At 64.8% G+C, this 25,998-nt stretch carries 23 protein-coding genes and 3 pseudogenes; 16 read left to right on the top strand and 10 right to left on the bottom strand.

The features are described 5' to 3' along the window. Positions 1-127: 127 nt before the first annotated feature. The 5 genes from AC07VU_RS04940 to AC07VU_RS04920 form a co-directional block, all read right to left on the bottom strand. A complete protein-coding gene (locus tag AC07VU_RS04940) occupies positions 128-664 on the bottom strand; it encodes a DUF3299 domain-containing protein (protein ID WP_102680255.1) in 537 nt (178 codons plus the stop codon). Between the two features lie 86 nt (positions 665-750). Then, the gene (locus tag AC07VU_RS04935; protein WP_007928514.1) at positions 751-996 is read right to left on the bottom strand and encodes a GlsB/YeaQ/YmgE family stress response membrane protein; all 246 of its coding nucleotides are present in this window, start codon (positions 994-996) and stop codon (positions 751-753) included. A 107-nt stretch (positions 997-1,103) separates the two neighbouring features. Further along, positions 1,104-2,186, bottom strand: a complete 1,083-nt coding sequence (locus tag AC07VU_RS04930) for a 5-(carboxyamino)imidazole ribonucleotide synthase (RefSeq protein ID WP_007928513.1) — start codon at positions 2,184-2,186, stop codon at positions 1,104-1,106. Between the two features lie 11 nt (positions 2,187-2,197). Then, a complete protein-coding gene (purE, locus tag AC07VU_RS04925) occupies positions 2,198-2,689 on the bottom strand; it encodes a 5-(carboxyamino)imidazole ribonucleotide mutase (protein WP_007928512.1) in 492 nt (163 codons plus the stop codon). 392 nt (positions 2,690-3,081) lie between these two features. Next, a complete protein-coding gene (locus AC07VU_RS04920; RefSeq protein ID WP_009041373.1) occupies positions 3,082-3,999 on the bottom strand; it encodes a LysR substrate-binding domain-containing protein in 918 nt (305 codons plus the stop codon). A gap of 181 nt (positions 4,000-4,180) precedes the next feature. Between AC07VU_RS04920 and aspA the strand changes: the two genes are divergently transcribed. From aspA to AC07VU_RS04865, 11 genes and pseudogenes are all read left to right on the top strand, one after another. Further along, positions 4,181-5,605, top strand: a complete 1,425-nt coding sequence (gene aspA, locus AC07VU_RS04915; RefSeq protein ID WP_007928510.1) for an aspartate ammonia-lyase — start codon at positions 4,181-4,183, stop codon at positions 5,603-5,605. 288 nt (positions 5,606-5,893) lie between these two features. Further along, positions 5,894-6,619: a hypothetical protein gene (locus AC07VU_RS04910; protein ID WP_495029579.1), complete on the top strand. Its 726-nt coding sequence runs from the start codon at positions 5,894-5,896 to the stop codon at positions 6,617-6,619. Between the two features lie 76 nt (positions 6,620-6,695). Further along, the gene (locus tag AC07VU_RS04905) at positions 6,696-7,361 is read left to right on the top strand and encodes a YcxB family protein (RefSeq protein WP_274305031.1); all 666 of its coding nucleotides are present in this window, start codon (positions 6,696-6,698) and stop codon (positions 7,359-7,361) included. Continuing rightward, positions 7,334-7,606 (top strand): annotated as a pseudogene (locus tag AC07VU_RS04900) (2Fe-2S iron-sulfur cluster-binding protein); the annotation flags it as partial. The gene AC07VU_RS04905 and the pseudogene AC07VU_RS04900, both read left to right, overlap by 28 nt. Before the next feature lie 244 nt (positions 7,607-7,850). After that, positions 7,851-8,058 (top strand): annotated as a pseudogene (locus tag AC07VU_RS04895) (hypothetical protein); the annotation flags it as partial. A gap of 372 nt (positions 8,059-8,430) precedes the next feature. After that, the gene (locus AC07VU_RS04890) at positions 8,431-9,876 is read left to right on the top strand and encodes an alanine/glycine:cation symporter family protein (RefSeq protein WP_495029578.1); all 1,446 of its coding nucleotides are present in this window, start codon (positions 8,431-8,433) and stop codon (positions 9,874-9,876) included. Positions 9,877-9,975: 99 nt separating this feature from the next. Next, a complete protein-coding gene (locus AC07VU_RS04885; RefSeq protein ID WP_495029577.1) occupies positions 9,976-10,980 on the top strand; it encodes an asparaginase in 1,005 nt (334 codons plus the stop codon). Positions 10,981-11,180: 200 nt separating this feature from the next. Next, positions 11,181-12,173 carry an AraC family transcriptional regulator gene (locus AC07VU_RS04880; protein WP_101336309.1) on the top strand — a complete coding sequence of 331 codons (993 nt, stop codon included), beginning with the start codon at positions 11,181-11,183 and terminating at the stop codon, positions 12,171-12,173. Positions 12,174-12,244: 71 nt separating this feature from the next. Next, positions 12,245-14,164 carry an ankyrin repeat domain-containing protein gene (locus AC07VU_RS04875; RefSeq protein WP_495029576.1) on the top strand — a complete coding sequence of 640 codons (1,920 nt, stop codon included), beginning with the start codon at positions 12,245-12,247 and terminating at the stop codon, positions 14,162-14,164. Between the two features lie 161 nt (positions 14,165-14,325). Then, on the top strand, positions 14,326-15,357 hold the full coding sequence (locus tag AC07VU_RS04870) for a histone deacetylase family protein (protein ID WP_495029575.1): 1,032 nt from the start codon (positions 14,326-14,328) through the stop codon (positions 15,355-15,357). Between the two features lie 14 nt (positions 15,358-15,371). Beyond that, complete coding sequence (locus AC07VU_RS04865) at positions 15,372-16,472, top strand: polyamine ABC transporter substrate-binding protein (protein WP_495029574.1); 1,101 nt, start codon at positions 15,372-15,374, stop codon at positions 16,470-16,472. A 134-nt stretch (positions 16,473-16,606) separates the two neighbouring features. Here the strand turns inward: AC07VU_RS04865 and AC07VU_RS04860 are convergent, their stop codons facing one another. Together AC07VU_RS04860 and pdxR are read right to left on the bottom strand one after the other, a co-directional pair. Next, positions 16,607-17,818, bottom strand: coding sequence for a YeeE/YedE family protein (locus AC07VU_RS04860; RefSeq protein ID WP_495029573.1), 1,212 nt, complete (start codon positions 17,816-17,818; stop codon positions 16,607-16,609). Positions 17,819-17,857: 39 nt separating this feature from the next. Next, positions 17,858-19,420: a MocR-like pyridoxine biosynthesis transcription factor PdxR gene (pdxR, locus tag AC07VU_RS04855; protein ID WP_495029572.1), complete on the bottom strand. Its 1,563-nt coding sequence runs from the start codon at positions 19,418-19,420 to the stop codon at positions 17,858-17,860. Between the two features lie 120 nt (positions 19,421-19,540). On the opposite strand from pdxR, the gene AC07VU_RS04850 reads away from it, so the two are divergent. The 3 genes from AC07VU_RS04850 to AC07VU_RS04840 are packed head-to-tail and all read left to right on the top strand — an operon-like array spanning position 19,541 to position 21,309. Next, entirely contained in the window at positions 19,541-20,176 is a 636-nt protein-coding gene (locus tag AC07VU_RS04850) for an FMN-binding negative transcriptional regulator (protein WP_007927566.1), read from the top strand. Beyond that, positions 20,173-20,619 (top strand): GNAT family N-acetyltransferase, encoded by a 447-nt coding sequence (locus tag AC07VU_RS04845; RefSeq protein ID WP_495029571.1) that lies wholly within the window; start codon positions 20,173-20,175, stop codon positions 20,617-20,619. The genes AC07VU_RS04850 and AC07VU_RS04845 overlap by 4 nt, the downstream gene beginning before the upstream one ends. Before the next feature lie 18 nt (positions 20,620-20,637). Beyond that, positions 20,638-21,309, top strand: coding sequence for a GNAT family N-acetyltransferase (locus AC07VU_RS04840; protein ID WP_085532737.1), 672 nt, complete (start codon positions 20,638-20,640; stop codon positions 21,307-21,309). Between the two features lie 290 nt (positions 21,310-21,599). On the opposite strand, the gene AC07VU_RS04835 is transcribed toward AC07VU_RS04840, so the two are convergent. Beyond that, complete coding sequence (locus AC07VU_RS04835; protein ID WP_274305042.1) at positions 21,600-22,499, bottom strand: homocysteine S-methyltransferase family protein; 900 nt, start codon at positions 22,497-22,499, stop codon at positions 21,600-21,602. A gap of 111 nt (positions 22,500-22,610) precedes the next feature. On the opposite strand from AC07VU_RS04835, the gene AC07VU_RS04830 reads away from it, so the two are divergent. Both AC07VU_RS04830 and AC07VU_RS04825 read left to right on the top strand, forming a co-directional pair. Next, positions 22,611-23,432 (top strand): ABC transporter substrate-binding protein, encoded by an 822-nt coding sequence (locus tag AC07VU_RS04830; RefSeq protein WP_053263149.1) that lies wholly within the window; start codon positions 22,611-22,613, stop codon positions 23,430-23,432. Continuing rightward, positions 23,429-24,265, top strand: a complete 837-nt coding sequence (locus AC07VU_RS04825) for an amino acid ABC transporter permease (protein WP_495029570.1) — start codon at positions 23,429-23,431, stop codon at positions 24,263-24,265. The genes AC07VU_RS04830 and AC07VU_RS04825 overlap by 4 nt, the downstream gene beginning before the upstream one ends. Positions 24,266-24,352: 87 nt before the next feature. Here AC07VU_RS04825 and AC07VU_RS04820 read toward each other — a convergent pair. Together AC07VU_RS04820 and AC07VU_RS04815 are read right to left on the bottom strand one after the other, a co-directional pair. Continuing rightward, positions 24,353-24,619: pseudogene (locus tag AC07VU_RS04820) on the bottom strand (helix-turn-helix domain-containing protein); the annotation flags it as partial. Further along, positions 24,616-25,890, bottom strand: a complete 1,275-nt coding sequence (locus AC07VU_RS04815) for a type II toxin-antitoxin system HipA family toxin (protein WP_495029569.1) — start codon at positions 25,888-25,890, stop codon at positions 24,616-24,618. The pseudogene AC07VU_RS04820 and the gene AC07VU_RS04815, both read right to left, overlap by 4 nt. Between the last annotated feature and the right edge of the window lie 108 nt (positions 25,891-25,998).

Genomic DNA, 25,998 nt, shown 5'->3' with positions numbered 1-25,998 from the left:
GATTCTTCTGCAGGAGCGAAGCCTGCTCGCGATACGTGGCCAACACACCGCAAGATTTCAGTGAAACCGCGTAATCGTTGAGGTCCATCGCGAGCAAGCTTCGCTCCTACGGGGAAGGCATCACGTCTTACAGATCCGACTCCTGCACCACCCGCACTTTCTGCGCATCCAGCGCATAGGCTGCGTCGGCCAGGTCGTTGCTGACCGTCTCGATATTCAGGTGGCCGGTGACCCACAGCGGCGTGTAGATATCGTCCAGCTTCACGCCCTTGGGGAAACGCACCAGCACCAGTTGATTGGGCGGCGGTGGCGGCACATGGATGCAGGCGCCCGGGTAAGGCACGAGGAAAAACAGGGTGCTGCGCCCCTTGGCATCGGACTCCAGCGGCACCGGATAACCGCCGATGCGGATGTCCTTGCCGTTCATGGCCGGCACGGTCTTGGTCGAATACATCACCGCCGGCAACCCCTTGCTCTGCTTCAGGCCGCCCTTTTCGGTAAAGGTGCCATTGGCTTCGGGGGAGTTGTGATCGATTTCCGGCATTTGCTCGAGGGCTTTCTGGTCCGACTTGGGCATCAGTTCGAGCCAGTCGGTTTCCGGCAGTTCGCCGGCATGAGCCAGGCCCGGGCCCAGCAGAACAAGAGTCAACAGAAGACGGCGCATGGAGGAGCTCGGCAAGAAAGGGACAAGACAACGCCGGGCATTCTAGCCCTCTCTACCTGCGCAGCAGAGAGGGCTTTGTCGCTAAATCAGTTCTTTTTGACCAGGCCGTAGATCACCAGCAGCACGACCGCGCCAACCAGCGCGCCGATGAAGCCCGCGCCCTGACCCGCCTGGTAGATGCCCAGGGCCTGGCCGCCGTAGGTGGCTGCCAGCGAACCGCCGATACCGAGCAGGATGGTCATGATCCAGCCCATGCTGTCATCGCCCGGTTTCAGGAAGCGAGCCAACAGGCCAACGATCAAGCCGATAAAGATGGTTCCAATAATTCCCATGGCATTTCCCTCTGTATGAGTTAGGTATGCCAAAGCCTAGTTAGCGCATTGGCATCCTGCCATCAGAGAACGGCGGCCCCGATTGGTTCCACCGCGGCCTAAGGAAGTTATTCGGCGATCAGCGCTTCGACCTTGAGGATCTGCGCCTCGAGGGTTGCCTTGTCCTTGCAGCGCAGGTTGGCGTGACCGACCTTGCGCCCGACCTTGAAGGCCTTGCCGTAGTGATGCAGGTGGCAATCGTCGATGGCGATGACTTTCTCCACCGCCGGCACTTCGCCGATGAAGTTGATCATCGCGCTCTCGCCGACCTTGGCGGTCGAACCCAGCGGCAGGCCGGCGACAGCCCGCAGGTGGTTCTCGAACTGGCTGCACTCGGCGCCTTCGGTGGTCCAGTGCCCGGAGTTGTGCACCCGTGGCGCGATCTCGTTGGCCTTGAGGCCACCGTCGACTTCAAAGAACTCGAACGCCATCACGCCGACGTAGTCCAGCTGCTTGAGCACGCGGCTGGAGTAGTCTTCGGCCAGGGCCTGCAGCGGGTGATCGCTGCTGGCCACGGACAGCTTGAGGATGCCGCTGTGGTGAGTGTTGTGCACCAGCGGGTAGAAGCGGGTTTCGCCATCGCGGGCGCGCACGGCGATCAGCGAGACTTCGCCGGTGAACGGCACGAAGCCCTCCAGCAGGCACCCCACGCTGCCCAGCTCGGCGAAAGTGCCGACCACGTCTTCAGGGCTGCGCAGGACTTTCTGGCCCTTGCCGTCGTAACCCAGGGTGCGGGTTTTCAGCACGGCCGGCAGGCCGATGCTGGCCACGGCGGCCTCCAGGTCGGCTTGCGACTGGATGTCGGCGAACGCCGGGGTCGGAATCCCCAGGTCCTTGAACATGCTCTTCTCGAACCAGCGATCGCGGGCGATGCGCAGGGCTTCGGCGCTCGGGTAGACCGGGACGAACTGCGACAGGAAGGCCACGGTTTCCGCCGGCACGCTTTCGAACTCGAAGGTCACCAGGTCCACTTCGTCAGCCAGCTGGCGCAGGTGATCCTGATCGCCGTAATCGGCTCGCAGGTGTTCGCCCAGGGCAGCGGCACAGGCGTCCGGAGCCGGGTCGAGGAAAGCGAAGTTCATCCCCAGCGGAGTGCCCGCCAGAGCCAACATGCGACCCAGTTGGCCGCCACCGATTACACCGATCTTCATCGTCAAAAACCTCAGGCGATGCGTGGGTCTGGATTGTCCAGGACGCTGTCTGTCTGCTCAGCGCGGAATTTTTTCAGCACAGTATGAAATTGCGGATGCTTGGCGCCAAGGATGCTCGCCGACAGCAGCGCGGCGTTGATCGCGCCGGCCTTGCCGATGGCCAGGGTGGCGACCGGAATGCCCGCGGGCATCTGCACGATGGAGAGCAGCGAGTCGACGCCCGAGAGCATCGACGACTGCACCGGAACGCCCAGCACCGGCAGGTGGGTCTTGGCCGCGCACATGCCTGGCAGGTGGGCCGCGCCACCGGCACCGGCGATGATCACCTCGATGCCACGCGCTTCGGCATCGGTGGCGTACTGGAACAGCAGGTCCGGGGTGCGGTGGGCAGAGACCACTTTCACCTCGTAAGGGATGCCGAGCTTTTCCAGCATATCGGCGGTGTGGCTAAGGGTGGACCAATCGGACTTGGAGCCCATGATCACGCCAACCAATGCACTCATCGTCGTGCCTCTTCTCTCTGGGCGCCCGCGGGCGCGTCAAAAACAACAAGCCACGCAGAATGCGTGGCTTGAATGTACGAATTATGGCCGGACGAACCGGCCGAAGGCCGCGCAGTATACCGAAAAAGGTGCATTAAACGCACTTTTGCCGACCATCTGTCATACACCATGTTTCAGGCGCAAAGCGGCGGTTTTATTGACTTCGGGGTCAGTCAGCATGGGCCAGGATCGTTGCCAGATTCCTGTAGCCGCTGCCGCAGGCTGCGATCGACGGCGAAGCCGGCGCAAAGGGGGTAATCCCACGCCTTCAGACAGACCGCGTCGCCAGGTTTTGCGGCCCCTGCGACGGAGTGCCGCCCAGAGCGAGCGTAGCCTTCGGCAGCGGCTACAGGTCAGGTGTTGCCTGTGCCCTGCGCCGCGCCACCTTCGAGTTTGCGCCACAGCAACCGGACGTTGGCCTTGCGCACCAGGGCGCAGCGGTACAGGCGGATCTCCAGCGGCACATGCCATTGCGCGCCGCCGCAGACCACCAGTTCACCGCGGGCCAGTTCGGCGCGCACACTCAGGTGCGGCACCCAGGCAATCCCCAGGCCTTCCAGGGCCATGCTCTTGAGGCTGTCGGCCATGGCGGTTTCATAGACCGTGGTGAACCGCAGGTTGCGCTGGCGCAGCAGCTGGTTCACCGAACGCCCGAGGAACGCCCCGGCGCTGTACGCCAGCAGCGGCACGCTGGCCTCGCCTTCCAGGTCGAACAGCGGCTTGCCGGCAGCATCCGCCGCACACACCGGCAGCATCTCGGTCTGGCCCAGGTGCAGCGAAGGAAAGATTTCCGGGTCCATCTGCATGGCCGAGTCCGGGTCATAGAAGGCCAGCATCAGGTCGCAGCCGCCTTCGCGCAGGGCATGCACGGCGTCGCCGACGTTGGTCGCCACCAGCCGCGTGGCGATGTTCAGGCCTTCGTTACGCAACTGGGCGATCCAGCGCGGGAAGAAACCCAGGGCCAGGGAGTGCGCCGCGGCGACCTGCATCACTTCGCCCTGCCCGCCTTCGAGGTGATGCAAGTGCCGCAGCACCTCGCCCAGTTGCTCGACCACCGTGCGCGCGGTCACCAGGAACAGCTGCCCCGCCGCCGTCAGTTCGATCGGCGTGCGCGAGCGATTGACCAGGGTCAGCCCCAGCGCCGCTTCCAGGCTGCGGATCCGCCGGCTGAAAGCCGGCTGGGTCACGAAGCGCCGTTCGGCGGCCTGCGAGAAGCTGCGGGTGGCGGCCAGGGCACTGAAGTCCTCGAGCCATTTGCTTTCCAGATTCATCACGTCCTCCCGGGGAACGCACCATTTTAGGTCACACGCTTGCCGCGCAAGCGGCGTCACATGGGCATTATGCCGTTTATGCATAGGCCAGTGTTTAACAGCATTGGCCCAAATTTTCCCGCAGGCCTAGGATTCGCAGCGTTCCGGCACAGACCGGGTCCATATCGAGATGATTTCTATCATGTCCTCCGCTGCATCTTTCCGCACAGAAAAAGACCTGCTTGGCGTACTCGAAGTACCTGCTCAAGCGTATTACGGCATCCAGACCCTGCGAGCGGTGAACAACTTCCGCCTCTCCGGCGTTCCGATTTCGCACTACCCAAAACTGGTCGTGGCCCTGGCAATGGTCAAGCAGGCAGCTGCTGACGCCAACCGCGAGCTGGGTCACCTGAGCGAAGCCAAGCACGCTGCCATCAGCGAAGCCTGTGCCCGTCTGATCCGCGGCGACTTCCACGAAGAATTCGTGGTGGACATGATTCAAGGCGGCGCTGGCACTTCGACCAACATGAATGCCAACGAAGTCATCGCCAACATCGCGCTGGAGGCCATGGGCCACAGCAAGGGCGAATACCAGTACCTGCACCCGAACAACGACGTGAACATGGCGCAGTCGACCAACGACGCCTACCCGACCGCGATCCGCCTGGGTCTGCTGCTGGGCCACGACGCGCTGCTGGCCAGCCTCGACAGCCTGATCCAGTCGTTCGCCGCCAAGGGTGAAGAATTCAGCCACGTCCTGAAGATGGGCCGTACCCAGCTGCAAGACGCCGTGCCGATGACCCTGGGCCAGGAGTTCCGCGCCTTCGCCACCACCCTGAGCGAAGACCTGGCCCGCCTGAAGACCCTGGCGCCGGAAGTGCTGACCGAAGTGAACCTGGGCGGTACCGCCATCGGTACCGGCATCAACGCCGACCCGCGTTACCAGGCCCTGGCCGTCCAGCGCCTGGCCACCATCAGCGGCCAGCCGCTGGTACCGGCCGCCGACCTGATCGAAGCCACCTCCGACATGGGCGCCTTCGTGCTGTTCTCCGGCATGCTCAAGCGCACCGCAGTCAAGCTGTCGAAGATCTGCAACGACCTGCGCCTGCTGTCCAGCGGCCCGCGTACCGGGATCAACGAGATCAACCTGCCAGCGCGTCAGCCAGGCAGCTCGATCATGCCCGGCAAGGTCAACCCGGTGATCCCGGAAGCGGTCAACCAGGTGGCGTTCCAGATCATCGGCAACGACCTGGCCCTGACCATCGCGGCCGAAGGCGGCCAGCTGCAACTGAACGTGATGGAGCCGCTGATCGCCTTCAAGATCTTCGACTCGATCCGCCTGCTGCAACGCGCCATGGACATGCTGCGCGAGCACTGCATCACCGGCATCACCGCCAACGAGCAGCGCTGCCGCGAACTGGTCGAGCACTCGATCGGCCTGGTCACCGCGCTGAACCCGTACATCGGCTATGAAAACGCCACCCGTATCGCCCGCATCGCCCTGGAAAGCGGCCGCGGCGTACTGGAACTGGTGCGCGAAGAAGGCTTGCTCGACGACGCCATGCTCGCCGACATCCTGCGCCCGGAAAACATGATTGCCCCGCGTCTGGTCCCGCTCAAAGCCTGACCAACGCCCGCCCTGGCCACAGGGCACCGCTCACCAGGTCGAGGGACTAGACACCTCTCACCTTTTGAGGGCTTGGAGATTCTTCTCCAAGCCCTTTTTTTTGCCTGCTCCTTTACCTGCCCTTGAAACCGCCGCGCCCGCTTCGCGGTCGATCGCAGCCTGCGGCAGCGGCTACAGATCCAGGCCTTCGCGATACTTCGCCCAGGCTTTGGCCAAGCACAACCGGCCATCAGGGTAGATAATCGACCTCCCGCCGCGACCGGCAATGAATACCAAGGCATCCCGTCGATGGACCCGACGCACATCCAGGCCCTTCAACAACTGCGCAACCTGATCCCCATCGGCCTGCACCACGCCCAAACCCTGCTGGCCCGTTGCGCGGGCAATCCCCAGCAAGCCGCCGAGCTCTACAAGTCCGAGCTGTTGCAGTTACTGGTGGACAAGTCCGGCCTGCCTCGCGAGCAAGCCCGCGAACACCTGCACAACGCCGGCTACGACCTGAACCGTGCCCTGCACGCTATAGAAGAAGCACGCTTCACCCTGACCCAGCGCATCCTGCGCAAACATCACCGAGACAAGGGCCGGGCCCTGGACCTGATCGCCCAGGCCATCGAAACCGAGGAGCAACTGCCGCGCCAGTACTGGCTGGCCTTCGAGCCACTGGAACAACTGGCACCGGCGCCGCGCTGCTTCATGGTGCTCCACGAGTGGCTGACCTTTGAGGACTGGGAAGGCTTTGACAGTGCCCTGCACTTTCACCTGCCCCAGGTCATCGCCCAATTCAGGCACCTGCAACTGGACGCCCTGGCGGACACCCTGGAACAGGCCAATCAGCGACAGAAACACCTGAGGGCGAGCCATGCCGGGAGCGACAGCCCTGCCGCGCTGGCCGCGTGGATCAATCAGGACCCGCTCTTCCACAGCCATCAGGACGCCTACAACCGCTACCGAGCGCTGCTCGACGAGCGCCTGTTCCAGTGGGTGGAACAACATATACAGCAGTTTCCAGCCTGAGCGGCGAGCGGCCGGGCGTTGCCCAAACCGCTAGACTGCCGCCCTCAACCGAACATGGACATCGGAATCAGCCCCCATGGAACTGCAGTTCAGCATCACCCCCGCACACACCGAAACCAGGCTCGCCGAAAAACTGCGGCAGGCAATGCTCGAGCATGATCAGCAGCAGGCGCGGATCATGGGCAGCGTCGCCCATTGGCAGAGCCGCCTGCTCGGGCCCCTGCTGCTCGTCCTGTGCCTGGTCGGCGGCGCCCTGGCGATCTATTTCCCCGAGCAGCGCTTCACGCCAGAGAAGCTCATCGCCCTGGCGCTGTTCGCGCTGGTCTTCATCCCGCTCTGGTGGCGCTATTGCGAGCGCTGGCTCCAGCACCTGCAAGCCCGTATCGCCGCCAAGCCTGCCAAGCCCCACCCACCGTTGCGCGGGCTGAACCAACGCTTGATCGAATCCAGGTTGCGCGCGCCCCTGAAGGCCGCCGAAGGCATTTATTGCCTGGCGTTCGACGACCGGGGCTTTACGTTGAGCAACGCCAAGGGCGGCAAGAGCACGCTGGCCTGGGAGCAGATCGCGCACCTGCGGGAAACGCCCGACTTCTACGCCGTGGCCTGCGCCGAACTGGAACATAAGGGCCTGGCCTATCACATCGCCAAACACAGTGACCTCATGCAGCCCCAGGCATATCAACAAGGACTGCAACAGTTCTTGAGCAAATGCCCGCCCAGAGCAGTTACAGCGTCGAGCTGAAAAAGTCCGGCAAGCCCCTGTCCGTGGAACCCGGCCTGAGCCTGCTGGATGTGCTGCTCGAAGCCGGCTGCGACATCGACCACAGCTGTCGCGAAGGGGTCTGCGGCTCCTGTGAAACGCGGGTGGTGGAAGGCGAGATCGACCACCGCGACGGCGTGCTGACCAAGGCCGAACGGGCAGCCAACCGATCGATGATGGTCTGCGTTTCCGGCTGCAAGAGCCGGCGCCTGGTGCTGGATCTCTAGCGCGCTATGTAATTACTACGTAACGGTTACGTAATTGCTACGTAATCGTTGCGAGGCAAAGGCTGTACGGCAGTTGCCAAACCCACAAAACCGCTGAGAGGCTGCAAAACGGCTGTTGTAGCCGCTGCCGAGCCTGCGAGGCTGCGATCGGTTGCGCAGCAGCCGCAAAACCTGCCAACCGCGCTTCCATTGATGCACCGCAGCGCCCGGATGGCGGCCCCTGCGGTGCCGTTCGCAGCCTCGCCAGCTCGGCAGCGGCTACAGCCGGATGATGAAAAACCAAAGAGGCTGGGACGACTCGCAGATGTACACCGTGGGCGCGCAGTTCCTGGGCCCGGAACGCCAACCCCTACGGCGGCGCGGAGAACGGCAGCGGCTTCACCAGCACCAGCTCGGTGGGCAGCAACCAGTGGTACTACCGGACCAGCGTCAATATCGGCTACTACTTCTGAGGCCTGCCGGACCGCGCCGCATTTTCGTTGACGTTCATCGCGAGCAAGCTTCGCTCCTACGGAGGCGATAAAGCGTGCCGAGGCGCTCGCGCAAGAACCGATTCAGCCCCTTTCCCCGCCTGCCGTTCCTCGGCTCGACGCGCTACATGCAGACGGCGGGCGCGCGCACCGGTATAGTGCGCCCCCTCTTCACGTAGGCAGCCGTCGGTAACGAGGCTCAACCTCACGGGAAACCCGAACTAATAACAACCCGCGAATTGGAACCGGGACGAACACTCGGCCCACCTGTCGTGCTGCCCGCGCGACGGTGTGTAACTCGATGTTTCGGACCGCCCAGCTTCTGCCTTTACAAAAAACAGCGAGGAATACTCCATGCTCGAAGTCATCAACGACTTCCTCTCAGGGAAAGTACTGATCGTGCTCATTGTCGGGCTCGGTAGCTACTTCACGATCCGCTCGCGTTTCGTTCAATTGCGCCACTTCTTCCACATGTTCGCGGTGTTCCGCGACAGCCTCAAAGGCAGCGCCGGGCAACTCAGCTCGTTCCAGGCCCTGATGCTCAGCCTTGCCGGCCGCGTCGGTGCAGGCAACATCGCCGGTGTCGGCATCGCCGTGACCCTTGGTGGTCCGGGTGCGGTGTTCTGGATGTGGGTGACCGCACTGGTCGGCATGTCCAGCAGCTTCTTCGAATGTACCCTGGCCCAGGTCTACAAGCGCGCCGATGGCGACGGCCTGTACCGTGGAGGTCCGGCTTACTACATCCAGCACGGCCTGAAGCTCAAAGGCATGGCGGTGGTGTTCTCGATCCTGCTGCTGGTCACCTACGGCTTCGCCTTCATCGGCCTGCAGTCCTACACCGTGACCCACTCGCTGCAGAACGCCTTTGCCTTCGACCCACAACACACCGGTATCGTCCTGGCGGTGCTGCTGGCCATCACCTTCATCGGCGGTATCAAGCGCATCGCCTCGGTGTCCGACCTGCTGGTACCGATCAAGACTCTGGCCTATATCGGCGTGACCCTGTACGTGATCGGCACCCAGATCGAACAGGTCCCAGCCATGCTGGAAACCATCTTCAAGAGCGCCTTCGGTCTCGACCCGGCCTTCGGCGGCTTGCTCGGCAGCGCAATTGTCATGGGCGTGAAGCGTGGCGTATTCGCCAACGAAGCGGGCCTGGGCAGTGCGCCGAACGTCGCCGCCGTGGCCGCCGTGAAGCACCCGGGCGCCCAAGGCGTGGTCCAGGCTTTCAGCGTGTTCCTCGACACCTTCGTGATCTGCACCTGCACCGCGCTGCTGATCCTGCTGTCGGGCTTCTACACCCCGGGCTTTGAAGGTGACGGCATCGTCCTGACCCAGAACTCGCTGGCCGCCGTCGTCGGTGACTGGGGCCGCATGTTCGTCAGCGTCGCGCTGTCGCTGTTCGTCTTCACCTGCATCCTCTACAACTACTACCTGGGCGAGAACAGCCTGCAGTTCCTCACCCGCAACCGCGCTGCGCTGATGACTTTCCGCGGCCTGGTGCTGGCGCTGGTGGTCTGGGGTTCGATGCAGGACCTGTCGACCGTGTTCGCCTTCGCCGACATCACCATGACCTGCCTGGCCTTCGTCAACCTGGTGGCCCTGGCCATGCTGTTCAAGGTCGGCCTGCGCGTGATGCGCGACTACGACGAGCAGCGCCGCGCCGGCATCAGCCAGCCAGTGTTCGACTCCAGCAAATTTACCGATCTGGACCTGGACCTGAAGGCCTGGCCGACCAGCCCGTCGGTTGCTGCCGAGGCCGACGTTCAGCCGCAAGGTATTCCCGCAGCGCAACGCTGATCGGGTAAAAACCGGGCGCATGTCTTGCGCCCGACGTGACACTCCCTGCGGTCGGCGTCATGCTCGACCGCACGCTGTCATCGTTCCGGAGACTCCCCAATGAATGCCAACACCTATCCTGCCGCGCAGAACGTCATGGTGCTCTACACCGGCGGCACCATCGGCATGCAGGCCAGCGCCCACGGCCTGGCCCCGGCCTCGGGTTTCGAGGCGCGGATGCGCGACTACCTGCACAGCCAGCCCGATCTGGTGGTGCCCGACTGGCGCTTTCGCGAGATGGCGCCGCTGATCGACAGCGCCAACATGACCCCCGCCTACTGGCAGCGCCTGCGCGAAGTCGTGGTCGATGCGGTCGACGTGCAAGGCTGCGACAGCGTGCTGATCCTGCACGGCACCGACACCCTGGCCTACAGCGCCGCGGCCATGAGCTTCCAGCTGCTGGGCCTGCCCGCCCGCGTGGTGTTCACCGGCTCGATGCTGCCGGCCGGGGTGACCGACAGCGATGCCTGGGAAAACCTCGGCGGCGCCCTGGTCGCCCTCGGCCAGGGCCTGGCGCCGGGCGTGCACCTGTACTTCCACGGTGAACTGCTGGCGCCGACCCGCTGCGCGAAGATCCGCAGCTTCGGCCGTCATCCGTTCGCGGCGTTGCAGCGCCAGGGTGGCGCAGCCAAGGCGACCTCGATTCCAGCGCAGCTGGATTACCGCCAGGCCAAGCAACTGGCCAGGGTCGGTGTATTGCCGCTGGTGCCGGGGATCGCCGCCGAACAACTCGACGCCCTGCTGGGCAGCGGCATCCAGGCGCTGGTGCTGGAGTGCTTCGGCAGCGGCACCGGGCCGAGCGATAACCCGCAGTTCCTGGCCAGCCTGCAACGCGCCCGGGAACAGGGCATCGTGATCGTGGCCATCACCCAATGCCATGAAGGCGGCGTGGAGCTGGACATCTACGAGGCCGGCAGCCGCCTGCGCGGCGTCGGCGTACTGTCCGGTGGCGGCATGACCCGCGAAGCGGCCTTCGGCAAGCTCAACGCCCTGCTGGGCGCCGGCCTGGACAGCGCCGAAGTGCGGCGCCTGGTGGAACTGGACCTGTGCGGCGAGCTGAGCTGATCCCTCCCCTCGCTCCTGCCGAATTCCCCTGTAGGAGCGAGGCTTGCCCGCGAAGGACGTCAACGATGATGCGGTGTAGCTGATAGACCGCCGCTGCGCGGCTATTGCGAGCAATCGAACGTCGACCGGCCGCTCCTGCAGAAACGTAGCGCGGCATACAAATTGCTCCGTTTTCAGCATCCCCCGAGCTGGAAACGGACATGCTGCATTCCCACCTCACCACCCTCAACGCCGTCTCGCTGGTGCTCAACACCTTCAAGGACCAAGGGCTGCCCAGCGACGCGCTGCTGGCCGGCAGCGGCATCAACGCCGCCGACCTGAGCCGCGCCGACACCCGCATCACCACCAACCAGGAAATGCTGGTGTGCGCCAACGCCGTGGCCCTGCAACGGGATATCGGCCTGGAGCTGGGCCGGCGCATGCACGTCTCCAGCTACGGCATGCTCGGTTATGCCCTGCTCACCAGTGCCACCTTAGGTGACGCTTTGCGCCTGGCGCTGCGTTATCCGGCGCTGTTGGGAACACTTTTCGAGCTGAGCCTGGAGGCGGACGGCGAGCTGATCTGGCTGACCGCCGCGGATTACCGCGAGAACCCGGCGCTGGCGACCTTCAATATCGAGTTCTGCCTGGTGTCGATGAAGGTCATCTGCGACGACCTGCTGGGCCATCCGCTGCCCTTGCGCGGTGCCCGCTTCGACTACCCTGCCCCCGATTACCAGCGCCGCTATGCCGAGCGCTTCGACTGCCCGCTGCAATTCGATGCAACCTGCAATGCCTTCGCCTTCGACCGGCGCTGGCTCGAACAGCCGCTGCCCCTGGCGGACGCCATCACCCACCAGGCCATGGCCGAACGCTGCCGCAAGCAGAACACCGAATTCACCGGGCGCCAGGCCTGGCTGGGGCGCATCCGCCAGCTGCTGGCGGCGCAACTGGACGCCGCGCCGGGCCTGGAAGGTCTGGCCGAACAGATGAACTGCTCGGCCCGCACCCTGCGCCGGCACCTCAAGGACCTGGGGTGCAGCTATCAGGAACTGCTCGACGAGCTGCGCTTCGAGCGGGCCAAGCAGATGCTCTGCGAGGACGACCTGCCGATCTACCGCATCGCCGAAGCCCTGGGCTTCAGCGAAACCGCGAGCTTCCGCCATGCCTTCGTGCGCTGGAGCGGCGTCGCCCCGAGCCAGTTCCGGCCCTGACACAAACCCCGGCATAAAACCGCCGATTGCATTACATTGCCGGCCTTTCATACCGGCAAGGGACTGCAAACGTGAACTTCTTTACAGGCATCGTTGCCAGGCACATCCGCTTTTGCGCGAGCGGCCTGGTGCTGCTGATGCTCGCCATCGCCCCCGCCGTCCAGGCATTCGACCTGGACCTGGCCAAGATCAAATGGTGGCAAGTCTCCCGCGGTATCGTCCTGGACGAGCCGGAAACCGCCACCCTGCAGATCAAGCCGTTCCCCCTGCCAGGCCTTGAGCAGCTGCCGGCGCGGATCGTGCTCAGCCAGTACCGCGGGCTGTTTTATCTCAACGCCTACCAGGACGCGCAGTACCAGCAGCGCATCTACAAGTCGCCGCCCTTGCCGCTGTTCAGCCCCGAGGAACTGCGGGCCTGCGTCTCGCCGGACGACCCGATCCAGGTCTCGGACAACTGGCCGCCGAGCAATCAGCTCGAAGTCGGGCTGAGCCTGACGCCCTTGAGCTTCAATTGCATCAGCCCGGACTGGCAGCTCAGCCAGCGTTATCTGCTGATCGACCAGCGCTATCCGAAGCAGCCGATGCTGGCCGTCAGTCACCGCCGCGACCTGACCCAAATGGACTTCACGCCGCTGCAACCGATCGGCACCGAGATCGAGCAACAGTGGTTGTACGCCCTGCAGCGCTTTCCTGCGTGGTTCCGGCCCTTCAGCAGCGGCACGGGCCCGATCACCTTCAATGCCTATGCGCCAGCGGCCACGGCGGACGACGTCTGGGCGCGGTTCCGCGAACTCCACGAGCAACTGCGCAAAGCCAAGGACAAGGGGCCGGGCATCCGCCAGGTGGAAGACTTCTTCGCCGCCCATGACTTTCGCACCATGGCCCAGGACCGCAGCGAATACCCGGGCCTGCTCAACGACATCGCCTACTGGACCAGCGAGGCCGGCCAGCTGAAAACCGCCCGCCCCTGGCTGTTGGAGGTGCTGCGCCGGGAGCCCGGGCGCATGCCGACCTACCTCAACCTGGCCGACCTGGACTGGGCCCAGTTCGAACAACGGCCGCTGGACAACATCCACCAGGGCCGCGCCATCGAGCGCTATCGGCTGTATTGCGGCCTGCGCCTGCAACGCCAGTTGAGCGTGCCGCCGCGCGTATTGCAGCGCCTGGGCCTGAAATCCGCCAACCCGCAGGCGTGCCAGGGCTTCTGGCCGCTGGTGGCCGCTGTGGATGCCGGCGACGCGACCGAGGTCCGGCGCTTGCTGGCCAGTGGCGTCAGTGGCGAAGTCATGGCCGACGACGGGCGCAGTGCCCTGCTGCACGCCCTGGACGCGCCAAACCTGGAGATCGCTCGACTGCTGCTGGCCCACGGCGCCCATACCAGCGGCCAGTACAAATGGACCACCCTGGCCCTGCAGGCCATGGAGCGCGACCTCAAGGACAGCCCCGACCTGAACCAGGGCGGGCGCCTGAAGTTCCTGCTGGAAGCCGGCGTCGCCATCGACGAGCAAAACAGCCGGGGCTACACCCCGCTGATGCAACTGGCCGAGCAGAAGCGCAACCTCGAAGGTTTCACCTGGCTGCTGCAACACCCGCAGAACCTCGAACTGCGCACCGTGGATGACAACGAAACCGCACTGTACCGGGCGTTCTGGGGAAACAACTACACGGCCATGAGGCAGTTGATCGAAGCCGGGGCCAATCTCAACCTGAACTACGGCCGTGGCACCTGCTCCAACCAGCAACCCGGCGGCCAGAGCCTGCTGACGTTCGTCGCCGACAAGACCTCCGCCGACGACAAGTCCCCCACTGTCAGCCAGCAGGAGACCCTGGACATGTTCACCCTGCTGCTGGAGAAAGGCGCCGATCCGAATGCCGGCCAGCGCTGCGAGAAAAACGGCCGCGCCCTGCTGCTGGGTATTCTCACCCGGAAAAAACGCGAGGACATGCTCCAGGTGCTGCAGCGCTTCGATCAAGCGCCGCCCGCAAGCTGACCCCGCTGGCGCCCCGCAATGGGGCGCCGTGTTGTTTCAAGGGGCGAATTGCGGACACAGGTTTTGGCCATATCGATCCCCTTTTGGCCGCTCCTGTCGTTCTCCAAAAGCCCCGGCGCCGCAAGACTGTGAGCACCGAACCAGCCTGCGGAGAACAAGAAATGCTGACGATCTACTCGGACGATCACCACCTGCACCACGGCCGCTGCGAACTGATCGACGGGCAACTGATGCCCTGCTTCGAAATGCCGTCGCGCGCCGACCACGTGCTGGACCGCGTGAAGTATCGCAACCTGGGCCCGGTCGAGGCGCCCAGGGACTTCGGCCTGGGGCCCATCGAACGCATCCACAGCCGCGCCTACCTGGACTTCTTCAAGGGCGCCTGGGACCGCTGGGCCGCCCAGGGCATCGACGGCGACCTGCTGCCCTACACCTGGCCGGCGCGCACCCTGCGCAGCGTGATCCCCACCAGCCTGCACGGCCAGCTCGGCTACTACAGCTTCGACGGCGGCGCGCCGATCACCGCCGGCACCTGGCAGGCGGCCTACAGCGCCGCGCAAGTCGCCCTGACCGCCCAGGCGGTGATCCAGCGCGGCGCGCGCAGTGCCTTCGCCCTGTGCCGGCCACCGGGACACCATGCCGCCGGCGACCTGATGGGCGGCTACTGCTACCTGAACAACGCGGCCATCGCCGCCCAGGCCTTCCTTGACCAGGGCCACAAGAAGGTCGCGATCCTCGACGTCGACTATCACCATGGCAACGGCACCCAGTCGATTTTCTACGAACGCAACGACGTGCTGTTCACCTCGATCCACGGCCACCCGGAAGCCGAATTCCCGTTCTTCCTGGGGTATGCGGACGAACTCGGCGAAGGTGCCGGCGAGGGCTTCAACTTCAACTACCCACTGCCCGCCGGCAGCGGCTGGGACAGCTGGAGCGCGGCGCTGGAACAGGCCTGCGAGGAAATCCGCCGTTATGGCGCCGACATAGTGGTCGTATCGCTGGGCGTGGACACCTTCAAGGACGACCCGATCTCACAGTTCAAGCTCGACAGCCCGGACTACCTGGCCATGGGGCAACGCATTGCCGCCCTGGGCACGCCGACGCTGTTCGTCATGGAAGGCGGCTACGCGGTGGAAGAGATCGGCATCAATGCCGTCAACGTTCTCGAAGGCTTTCAAAACGCCCAGTGAAGGAAACCCGCCACATGAACAGGCTCAAAAGCTACCTCTTGCCCGCGCTCTGCGCGGCGCTGCTGGGCGGTGCCGCACAGGCTGAAGAACGCACCCTGCGCGTCTACAACTGGTTCGACTACATCACCCCCAAGGCCCTGGAAGACTTCAAGGCCGAGAACAGCCAGGTCAAGCTGGTCTACGACATCTTCGACACCAACGAGGCACTGGAAGCCAAGCTGCTGACCGGCAACTCCGGCTACGACGTGGTGGTGCCGTCCAACGTGTTCCTCGCCAAGCAGATCGAAGCCGGGGTGTTCCAGCCGCTGGACCGCAGCAAACTACCGAACTGGAACCACCTCGATCCCAAGCTGATGCAGCTGATCGAGGCCAACGACCCGGGCAATAAGTTCGCCGTGCCCTACATGTACGGCACCATCCTGATCGGCTTCAACCCAGCCAAGGTCAAGGCCGCCCTCGGCGAGAACGCGCCGGTGGACAGCTGGGACCTGATCTTCAAGGAAGAGAACATCAGCAAGCTCAAGCAGTGCGGCGTAGCCCTGCTCGACTCGCCGTCGGAGATCCTGCCGCTGGCCCTGCAGCACCTGGGCCTGGACCCCAACAGCAAGCAGCCGGCGGACTACGCCAAGGCCGAAGCGCTGCTGCTGAAGATCCGCCCCTACGTCACCTACTTCCACTCGTCCAAGTACATGGCCGACATCGCCAATGGCGATATCTGCGTGGCGGTGGGGTATTCCGGCAGCTTCTCCCAGGCCGCCAACCGCGCCAAGGAAGCCAAGAACGGCGTGGTGGTAGACATGCGCCTGCCCAAGGAAGGGGCGCCGATCTGGTTCGACATGCTGGCGATTCCCAAAGGCGCGAAGAACCCGGACGATGCCTACACCTTCATCAACTACCTGCTGCAACCCAAGGTGATCGCCCCGGTCAGCGACTTCGTCGGCTACCCGAACCCGAACAGGGACGCCACTGAGCGGGTCGATCCGTCGATCCGCAACAACCCCAACCTGTACCCGACCGACGCGGCAATGAGCACGCTGTACACCCTGCGGCCGCTACCTCGCGACGCGGAACGGGCACGGACCCGGGCCTGGACCAAGATCAAGGCCGGGACCTGATTACCCGGTTCTTGCGTAGGAGCGAAGCTTGCTCGCGATAGCCGCGCAGCGGCGATCTGGCCGCTATACCGCACCATCGTTTACGCCCTTCGCGGGCAAGCCTCGCTCCTACAAAAGCTTGGATACACGGCGTTTCAACATCCCGTCATCCCTTGCGGCTGACGCTCCTCGGCAAAGAACCACGGCCGCAGGCGCACGCCTACGCCGTTGCCGATAAAGGCCGCCACCAGCCACAGCCAGCCGTGCAGGCTGCCGGAAGCGATGCCGCTGAAGTAGGCGCCGATGTTGCAACCGTAGGCCAGGCGCGAACCGTAACCCAGCAGCAAACCACCGATCACCGCCGCCACCAGCGAGCGCGCGGGAATCTTCAGGCTTGGCGCGAAACGCCCGGCCAGGCCCGCCGCCAGCAAGGCGCCGAAGACGATGCCGATATCCATCACGCTGGTGATGTCCTGCCACACCGGCGCGGCCAGGGCCTTGGCGTTCGCCGCGCCCTGCCAGAACACCCAGCTGCCGACATCCACCCCCAGCCCGCTGGCGACCTTGGCGCCCCATAGGGCAAACGCCGAGGTGATGCCCCAGGGCCGTCCGGCCAGCGCCAGGGTGGCGAAGTTCAACAGGGCCAGGGCGACCGCGCCCCACACCAATGGCCAGGGCCCGCGCAGCAGGCGGCGCCAGCCCTGGTGCGCGCTGTCGACCGGCGCTTCCAGCGTGCCGTGGCGGCTCTTCTCCAGGCGTACCGTAACCAGGGCGATCAGGGCGAACAGACCGAGGCTGAGCCCCAATGCCGGCGCCACGCCGAAGCGCTGCACGATGGACACCGGCGGCAGCGACGGCAAGGCGAACCACCAGTCCACATGGTGGGTGGCGATCAGCGAACCGCAGATGAAAAACAGCAAGGTCACCAGCATCCGCGCGTTGCCGCCACCCACGGTGAACAGCGTGCCGGACGCGCAACCACCGCCCAGTTGCATGCCGATGCCAAAGATGAACGCACCGGCAATCACCGAGACCCCGGCCGGCGCCACCAGCCCCGTGACCGGCGAACCGAACAGGCTGCCCGCGCCCAGGGCCGGAAAGAACAGCAGCACCGCCAGCGCCAGCATGACCATCTGCGCCCGCAGGCCGGCGCCGCGACGATCGCGGATAAACACCCGCCAGGCTGAAGTGAAACCAAAGGCGGCGTGATACAGGGTCAGGCCCAGGGCCGCGCCCAGCAGCAACAGCCACACCTGGCGCGAGCCAGCCTGGGCCTGCAGGAATACAGCGCCAGCCAGCAGCACGATCAAAGCGAACAAAGGCGCGCCGAACTTGCGTTCGGGCGTTGCGGAAAGAGTCAGGCTCATAAGGGTTCTCGACAAAGACAATGGCCGCGAGTATAGCCGTCACACGCCCCAGGCCCGGCGCAGACGCTCCAGAGCACAGACGATATCGGCCTCGGGCACCGCGGCGAAGCCCAGCACCAGGCCAGCGCGCTGGTCCGCCGGCTGGGGCGAGTCCGGCAGCCAGTAGTTGCTCAGGCCGTTGATCTCGACATCCACGGCGGCGGCCTTTTCCACCAGTTCGCGCTCCCGCGCCAGGCTCTGCACCGGGATCGTCAGGTGCAGGCCCGCCGCCACATTCGGTAACTTGCCCACCCCGGGGATATCCACAGGCCAGCCGGCCAGCAAGGCGTTGCGCCGACTCAGGGCGGCGCGGCGCATGCGCCGGATATGCCGCTGGAAATGCCCGGCGGCCATGAACTCGGCCATCACCGCCTGGGTGCTGACCTCGGAATGGCGCACATCCACCGCCCGGCGCTGAGCGAAGGGTTGCACCAGTGCCGGCGGCAGCACCAGGTAACCCAGGCGCAAGGCCGGGAACGCGACCTTGCCGAAGGTGCCGACGTACAGCACCCGGCCCTGCCGGTCGAGCGCCGCCAAGGGGGCCAGAGGCGCGCCGCTGTAGCGGTACTCGCCGTCATAGTCGTCCTCGACTATCCAGCCGTTGGTGCGCTCGGCCCAGGCCAGCAGTTCCAGGCGCCGGGCCAGGCTCAGGGTGACCCCAGTGGGGTACTGATGGGACGGCGTAACGTAGGCCAGCCGGCAATCGCTCAGGGCTGCCAGCGCCCCGCAGTCGAAGCCCTCGTTATCCACCGCCACCCCGTGCAGGCGCGCGCCGGCAATCGCAAAGGCATGCCCCGCCGCCCGATAGCCGGGGTTTTCCACAGCCACGCCGTCGCCAGGGTTCACCAGCAACTGTGCACAAAGGCTTATGCCCTGTTGTGCACCACTGGTGATCACAATTTGTTCAGCCGTGCATTGCATGCCGCGCGAACTGCGCAAGTAGGCCGCGATCAATCCACGCAAGCGCTCCTCGCCGGCCGAATCGCCATAACACAGCTGGCCCAGATCCGGTTTGCGCCAGAAAGCCGCATTCAGCTTGACCCAGACCTCGAACGGAAACAGATCGAAGGCCGGAATCCCCACCCGAAAAGCCCGTGGCGGACCACTTTGCGGAGTCGCCAAATGGTGCTGTTCGACCCGCTCCAACGCCTCGCTATGGATAACGTTACTGGATGTAATCCCAGGTAAATCCGCGCATTTTGTGGATAACCCTGTGGGTAAGCCTGGTGATAACCCTGTGGATACTTTTGTGGATAAATTTTTCGCCGACTTTTTGATCGGCAGCCGGCTCTCGGGCAATTGCGCCACATAGGTGCCATCGCCCACCCGGCCTTCGATAAAACCTTCGGCGTACAGCTGGTCGTAGGCGCGCACCACGCTGTTGCGGGAAATCTCCAGGGCCGCCGCCAGGTCGCGGCTGGCCGGCAGGCGCGTGCCGCTGGCCAGCCGACCGTCCAGCACCCGCTGGCGCAGCGCCTGGTACAGCTGGCGGCTGAGCCCCTGGTCGCGGTCCAGCTCGATACCGGCGGGGTTGAAGGAAAGCGGCAATGTCGGGCTGTTCATGGACTCCCCCCGGCCGGCTGAATGGACCCGCCAATGGACCTATGAAAATGACTGAAGATGGCTCTTACAACAGACCAATAGCCTGCCTAGGATGCAGCCATTCGCCAAGGATATTTTTCCATGTACCTACCCCGCGCTTTCGCCGAAGAAGACCTGCCCACCCTGCACCAGCTGATCGGGGAAACCCGCCTAGCCACCCTGGTGACCTACGGGGAGCGCGGCCTGCAGGCCAATCACCTGCCGCTGTCGTTCGCCCCGGACCAGGGCCCGTACGGCACCCTCTACGGCCACCTGGCCAGGGCCAACCCGCAATGGCAGGAACTGGCCAGCGGCGCCGAGGCGCTGCTGATCTTCCAGGGCGCCGAAGCCTACGTCAGTCCGTCGCTGTACCCGAGCAAGGCCGAGCACGGCAAAGTGGTGCCGACCTGGAACTACGTGAGCGTGCATGCCTACGGCGTGGCCGAGGTGTTCCACGATCCGCAGCGCATCCGCGAAGTGGTCAGCGCCCTGACCGACCAGCATGAAGCCGGCCGCGCCAGCCCCTGGAAATTCGAGGACGCCCCCGCCGAGTTCATGGACAGCATGCTGCGCGCCATCGTCGGCTTCGCCCTGCCGATCCAGCGCCTGGAGGGCAAGCGCAAACTCAGCCAGAACCGCACCGCCGCCGACATCGCCGGCGTGCGCGAAGGGTTGGCCGCCAGCGCCGATCCCCATGACCAGAGCATTTCCCAACTGATGCGCCAGGAGCAGCCATGAGCCAGATCCAGATTCGTCCCGTCACCGCCGCTGACCACGCAGCCTGGCTGCCGCTGTGGCAGGCCTACCTGCGTTTCTACGAGACCGAGCTGGCCGACGCGGTCACCCGCAGCACCTGGCAGCGCTTCCTCGATCCCGCCGAGCCGACCCACGCCGCCCTGGCCTGGGACGGCGAGCAGGCGGTGGGCATGGTGCATTTCATCTACCATCGCTCCAACTGGAGCATCGAGAACTCCTGCTACCTGCAGGACTTGCTGGTGGTCCCGGAGCAACGCGGCACCGGCGTCGGTCGCCAACTGATCGAATTCGTCTACGCCACCGCCAAGGTCGACGGCTGCTGCAAGGTCCACTGGCTGACCCACGAAACCAACGCCACTGCCATCCAGCTCTACGAGCGGATCGCCGAACGCCCGGGTTTCATTCAATTTCGCAAAGCCCTTTAAGCGTTCAAGGAGAACCCCATGCCGACCTCACTCGCCGACTGGAAAGGCGTGCCGCCGCCGTCCACCACCCTGCTCGAAGGGCGCTTTATCCGCCTGGAAAAACTCGACCCGGCGCGCCACGCCGACGACCTGTGGCACGCCTTCCAGGGCCCGGGCGCCGATCCCAAGCTGTGGGACTACCTGCCCTACGGGCCCTTTACCGAACGCAGCGCCTTCAATGACTGGCTGAACAACCACGCGGCCAACAGCGACCCGTATTTCTTCAGCGTGGTCGACCGGGCCAGCGGCCAGGTGCAGGGCCTACTCAGCCTGATGTCGATCGTCCCGGCCCAGGGCCGCATCGAGATCGGCCACGTCACCTTCGGCGCACCCATGCAACGCTCGCCCAAGAGCACCGAAGCGGTGTACCTGCTGGCCAAGGAAGCCTTCGCCCTGGGCTATCGCCGCCTGGAGTGGAAGTGCAACAACGCCAACGCCCGCTCGCGTTATGCGGCCGAACGCCTGGGTTTCAGTTTCGAAGGGGTGTTCCGCCAGCACATGGTGGTCAAGGGCCAGAACCGCGATACCGCCTGGTATTCGATCCTCGATTCCGAATGGCCGAAGGTCGGCGCCGGGTTCGAGCGCTGGTTGAGCGAGGACAACCAGAGCGGCTCGGGGCAGTTGAAAGGGTTGGCGGAGTGCCGGGGGTAAGCCGCTGTAGCCGCTGGCGCAGCCTGCGATAGACCCGCAGGGTCTCCGGCGGTCGCAAGATCCCCGCGAGCGTGCCGCTCGATCGCAGCCTTCGGCAGCGGCTACACAAAGCATGGAATGGCTGCATTATCGTGCCTGGCACTGCCCTGTAGCCGCTGGCGCAGCCTGCGATAGACCCGCAGGGTCTTTGGCGGTTGCAAGATCCCCGCGAGCGTGCCGCTCGATCGCAGCCTTCGGCAGCGGCTACATAGAGCATCGAGCGTGGCCGGGAGATCAAGGAGTCGCACGGTTTAGGCCAGCTGCTGCGCCAGCACCGCAATGTGCTCCGGCCCGATACCGCAGCAACCTCCCAGATGGGTGGCGCCACGTTGCCGCCAGTCGGCCGCCCATTGCAGGTAACCCGGCGGGTCGAGGTCGTCGCGCAGCGGGTCGAGGCCATCGTTGGCCGTGGCTTCTTTCGGTTGCGGCGGGAAGGCGTTGGCGTAGGCGCCGATATGGATCTTCACCCCCAGCCGCTCGAAGGTTGCCCGCGCCGCGTCGATCGCCGCGCCTATCACTTCCGGCTGGCTGCAGTTGAACAGCAGGGTTTCCACCCCCAGCTCGGCGGCCACCGCCGCCGCGTCCGCCACCGGCTCGCCGGAGCGCAGGCGTGGCACCTGGTCAGGGTTCTCATCGTGCAAGGTGAACGATAGCCAGAAGGGTTTGCCGTCCTTGGGCAGGCCGGCGTGGATCGCCCGCGCCTCGACCGTGGAGCTCTGGGTTTCCGCCAGCCACAGGTCGACATGCGGGGCCAGGCCGTTGACCAGCGGCGCCAGCAACTCGGCGGCGCGATCGGCCTCGAACAGGTCCGGGCGATAGGAGCCGAACAGCGGCGGCAGCGAACCGGCTACCCGCACCGGCTTGCCGGAAGCCTGGACCGCGCGCCGCGCCAGTTCACCGGCCAAGGCCGCCAGCGCCTGGCCTTCGGCGGCAAAACGCGCTTCGCCGATGTGGAACGGCACCACCGCGTAGCTGTTGCTGGTGATGACGTTGGCACCGCTTTCGATATAAGCCGCATGCACCGCTTCCACTGCCTGCGGTGCTTCGCTCAGGGCCAGCGCCGACCACTCGGGCTGCCGGAAGGGCGCCCCGCGGCGCTGCAGTTCACGACCCATGCCGCCATCCAGAATTACCCTGCTCTCTGCGCCCATATGCTTTTTTCTCATATGCTTATGAAAATAACTCACTATCTGAGTCGTTCTTATAACTATTTAATACGCACCGTTCAGTTAATAACAACCTTTTTTCTGCCCGGGATTCCAATGAAATTCAAACCGCTGCTGGCCCTGGGCCTGACGATTCTTGCTGCCTCCAGCCAGGCTTTTGCCGGTGCCACCCTGGACCGTATCGAACAGAAAAAAGAGTTGGTCGGCGTGCTGATGGAAAGCTACCCGCCCTTCTCCTTCCTCAACGATCAGAACCAGCTCGATGGCTTCGACGTCGACGTGGCCAAGGCCGTGGCCGACAAACTGGGGGTGAAGCTGCGCCTGGAAACGCCGTCCTGGGACGTGATCGCCGCCGGCCGCTGGAGCGGCCGCTACGACATCTGCATCTGCTCCATGACCCCGAGCAAGGCCCGCGCCGAAGTCTTCGACTTTCCGGTGCAGTACTACGCCTCGCCAGCGGTGATCGTGGTCAACGCCAAGGACGATCGTATCCACGGCGCCAAGGACCTGAGCGACAAGAAGGTCGGCCTGACCAGCGCGTCCAGCTACGAGAGCTACCTGAACAAGAACCTGGTGATCGAGGGTGCCGAGGACACCCGGTTGCAGTACCCGTTCGACAACGTGCAGATCGCCCCGTACGACACCGACAACGTGGCCTTCCAGGACCTCGGCCTGGGCGCTGGCGTGCGCCTGGACGCGATCCTCACCAACCTGGTAACGGCCCAGCCGCGCCTGGCCCAGGACCCGCGCTTCAAGCTCGCCGGCGAGCCGCTGTACGCCGAACCCAACTCAGTGGCCATCGAAAAAGGCGACGCCCAGTGGCATGCCAAGGTCCGTGAAGTGTTCGCCCAGCTGAAGCAGGACGGCACCCTGAGCAAGCTCTCGCAGAAATGGATCGGCGCCGACATCAGCCAATGACTTCTCTTTCGCAACCGCCCCGGCCACCGCAAACGCTGGCCGGGCCACGGGTCAAACGCCTCTTCGGTTTCCGCGCCCGCCTGTACCTGACCTGGGCGGTGCTGTTCGGCCTGTTCGCCAGTTTCTTCCTGAGCTTCGACCTGAAGTTCTCGATCATCCTCGACAAGCTGCCCAACCTGCTCGGCATCACCCTGGCCCCCAACGGGTTTCTGCAAGGCGCGGCGCTGACCCTGTTCCTCTGCCTCTGCTCGATCGTGCTGTCGTCGCTGCTGGGCTTCGTCACCGCGCTGGCCCGGTTGTCGAAAAGCGCCGTGGCCTTTGGCATCGCCAGCTTCTACGCCTCGTTCTTTCGCGGCACGCCGCTGCTGATCCAGATCCTGCTGATCTACCTCGGCCTGCCGCAACTGGGCGTGGTGCCGGGCGCCATCGCCGCGGGGATCATCGCCCTGTCGCTGAACTACGGCGCCTACCTCAGCGAGATCTTCCGCGCCGGCATCCTCGGCGTGCCCCACGGCCAACGTCAGGCGGCCCTGGCCCTGGGCATGAGTGACAGCGTGATCTTCTGGCAGGTGACCCTGCCCCAGGCCATGCGCACCATCATCCCGCCGGCCACCAACCAGTTCATCTCGATGCTCAAGGACTCGTCGCTGATCTCGGTGATGGGCGTCTGGGAAGTGATGTTCCTGGCCCAGTCCTACGGCCGCTCCAGCTACCGCTACATCGAAATGCTCAGCGCCGCGGCGATCATCTACTGGCTGCTGTCGATCAGCCTGGAACTGATCCAGGCGCGGATGGAGCGGCATTACGGCAAGGCTTACGCCCAGCGCGACTGAGGCTCAGAGGGGGGCCGAGGGCCCGGGCGTACCCGGGCCTTTTTCCAGGCGCTCGAGATCACTGAGCAGCGAGCGGGCGCGACTGGTTTTCTGCACGGCCAGCACCCCCATCTGCAAACCGAAGGGCTTGAACACCGCGTTCAACGACTTGAGGGTCGGGTTACCGTCACCGTGTTCGATGTGGATCAGGGTGCGCAGGGAAATCCGGCACATCCTGGCGAACTGGCTCTGGTGCAGCCCCGTGACTTCGCTTCGCAGGCGCCTGACCGCATCGCCAAGCGGCAAGCGGCCGGCCGCCAGCTCCTGCTGGATGTTGTCGATCAGCGCGCCGCGTTCTTCCAGGGTTGTACTCATCGCAGTCCCCACTCCTGCAGGCGTCGGTCCAAGTGGCGCAAGTGAATGCGCGGGTGATTCAGGGTAGCGTCGGGCAAGCCGCTGGCGTGCAACAGGTCCGGCAAGGCCCGCAGCCGTTCGGCATCCTCCCGCAGGCGCGTCAGGGCGGCTTCGGGGTCGAGCAGCGGCTTCAGGCTCGCGCATACCAGGCGCCAGTCCACGTCACCCGCCACTTCCATGCGCCCGGGCCATTTGATGGTCCGGGTAATGCCCTCATCGTCCATGACCGTGGGTGCCAGATCGTAGATCGGCGCCAGCTGCACCCGACTGTCGGTGCGGATGATCGAGAGGTTGCGTCCATGGTTGTCCGAGTTGCCGAGGATCTTGTTGAGCAGGTCCCGGCGCAGGTAATCCGCCACCAGCTCGGGGATCGCCGATTCCTGGCCCGTGGCTCGCCACAGTTCGGCGAGGATCCCCAGCACCTCGGTGTGCCGCATGCCCTGGCCATGGCCCACCAGCCCCGCCAGGGAATAGATCGACTCCACCGCCAGGCGCTCCACCCCCGTCGGCGTTACCCGACGGTCGAAGCGCTGCATCCACAGGCTGGGCCTGGGGCCTTCTTCCAGGGCCAGGCCCTCGGCCGGCAGCGTATCGATGCCCAACTGTTGCAGCGCCCGGTAATAGTGGAATTCGCTCCTGAGGATGTCGCCGTCATTCTGCGTGGCCGGGTTACGGGGAAACTTCACCCACCAGTGGCACGCCGCCGAGGCATCGTCGAGCAGCGCATCGGGGGACAGCAGGCCCTCGCGGTTTTGAGTCAGCATCAGCTTGGGCGCCTCACCGCCGATGCTCGCAGTACCGCCGAACGCCGCGCCCTGCTCGTGGGCGTACTCGAGAAAGCGATTATCAAGGGCAATCACCTGGTCCCGGGAAAACCCCAGCGCCGGACGCCTGTGCAAGCCCGCCAGCGACTCCCTGATCCGCAGGTTGCCGATGGGCGCCGCGGTGGACCGACTCAAGAGGAACAACTCGACGCCCATGCCGTCCGGCCGCTCATGGCCAATCTGGCGCAGCAGGAAGCGCCCGGTCGCTGCCGCCGGGGCAAGGTCATAGAGAAAGGCCGGGGCTCGTTCTTCCCGCCACGATTCCCAGCCCAATGGGATCTGCGCACTGACCGACCTGGCCAGCGGGCTGGCGACAGCCTCCAGGTTATCCACCAGGTACTGCTGGACATAACCAAAACGGCAGGGGCTGGCGAAGCCCTCTTCGGGCCTGTCGAAGGTCAGGGTCATGGCGTCGCTCCATGCCCCTGCGCAGTAGAGCTGCAAAGTCAGCCGAAGCACTTTGTTACCTGCATTTTAGTGCACTTTTAATGAACCATAAGGCATTCAAGTGCATTG

This window comes from Pseudomonas sp. GW821-FHT02B10 (assembly GCF_059421865.1).
The sequence above is the reverse complement of the archived record's forward strand: the minus strand, read 5'-3'. Positions and strand labels throughout refer to the sequence as shown.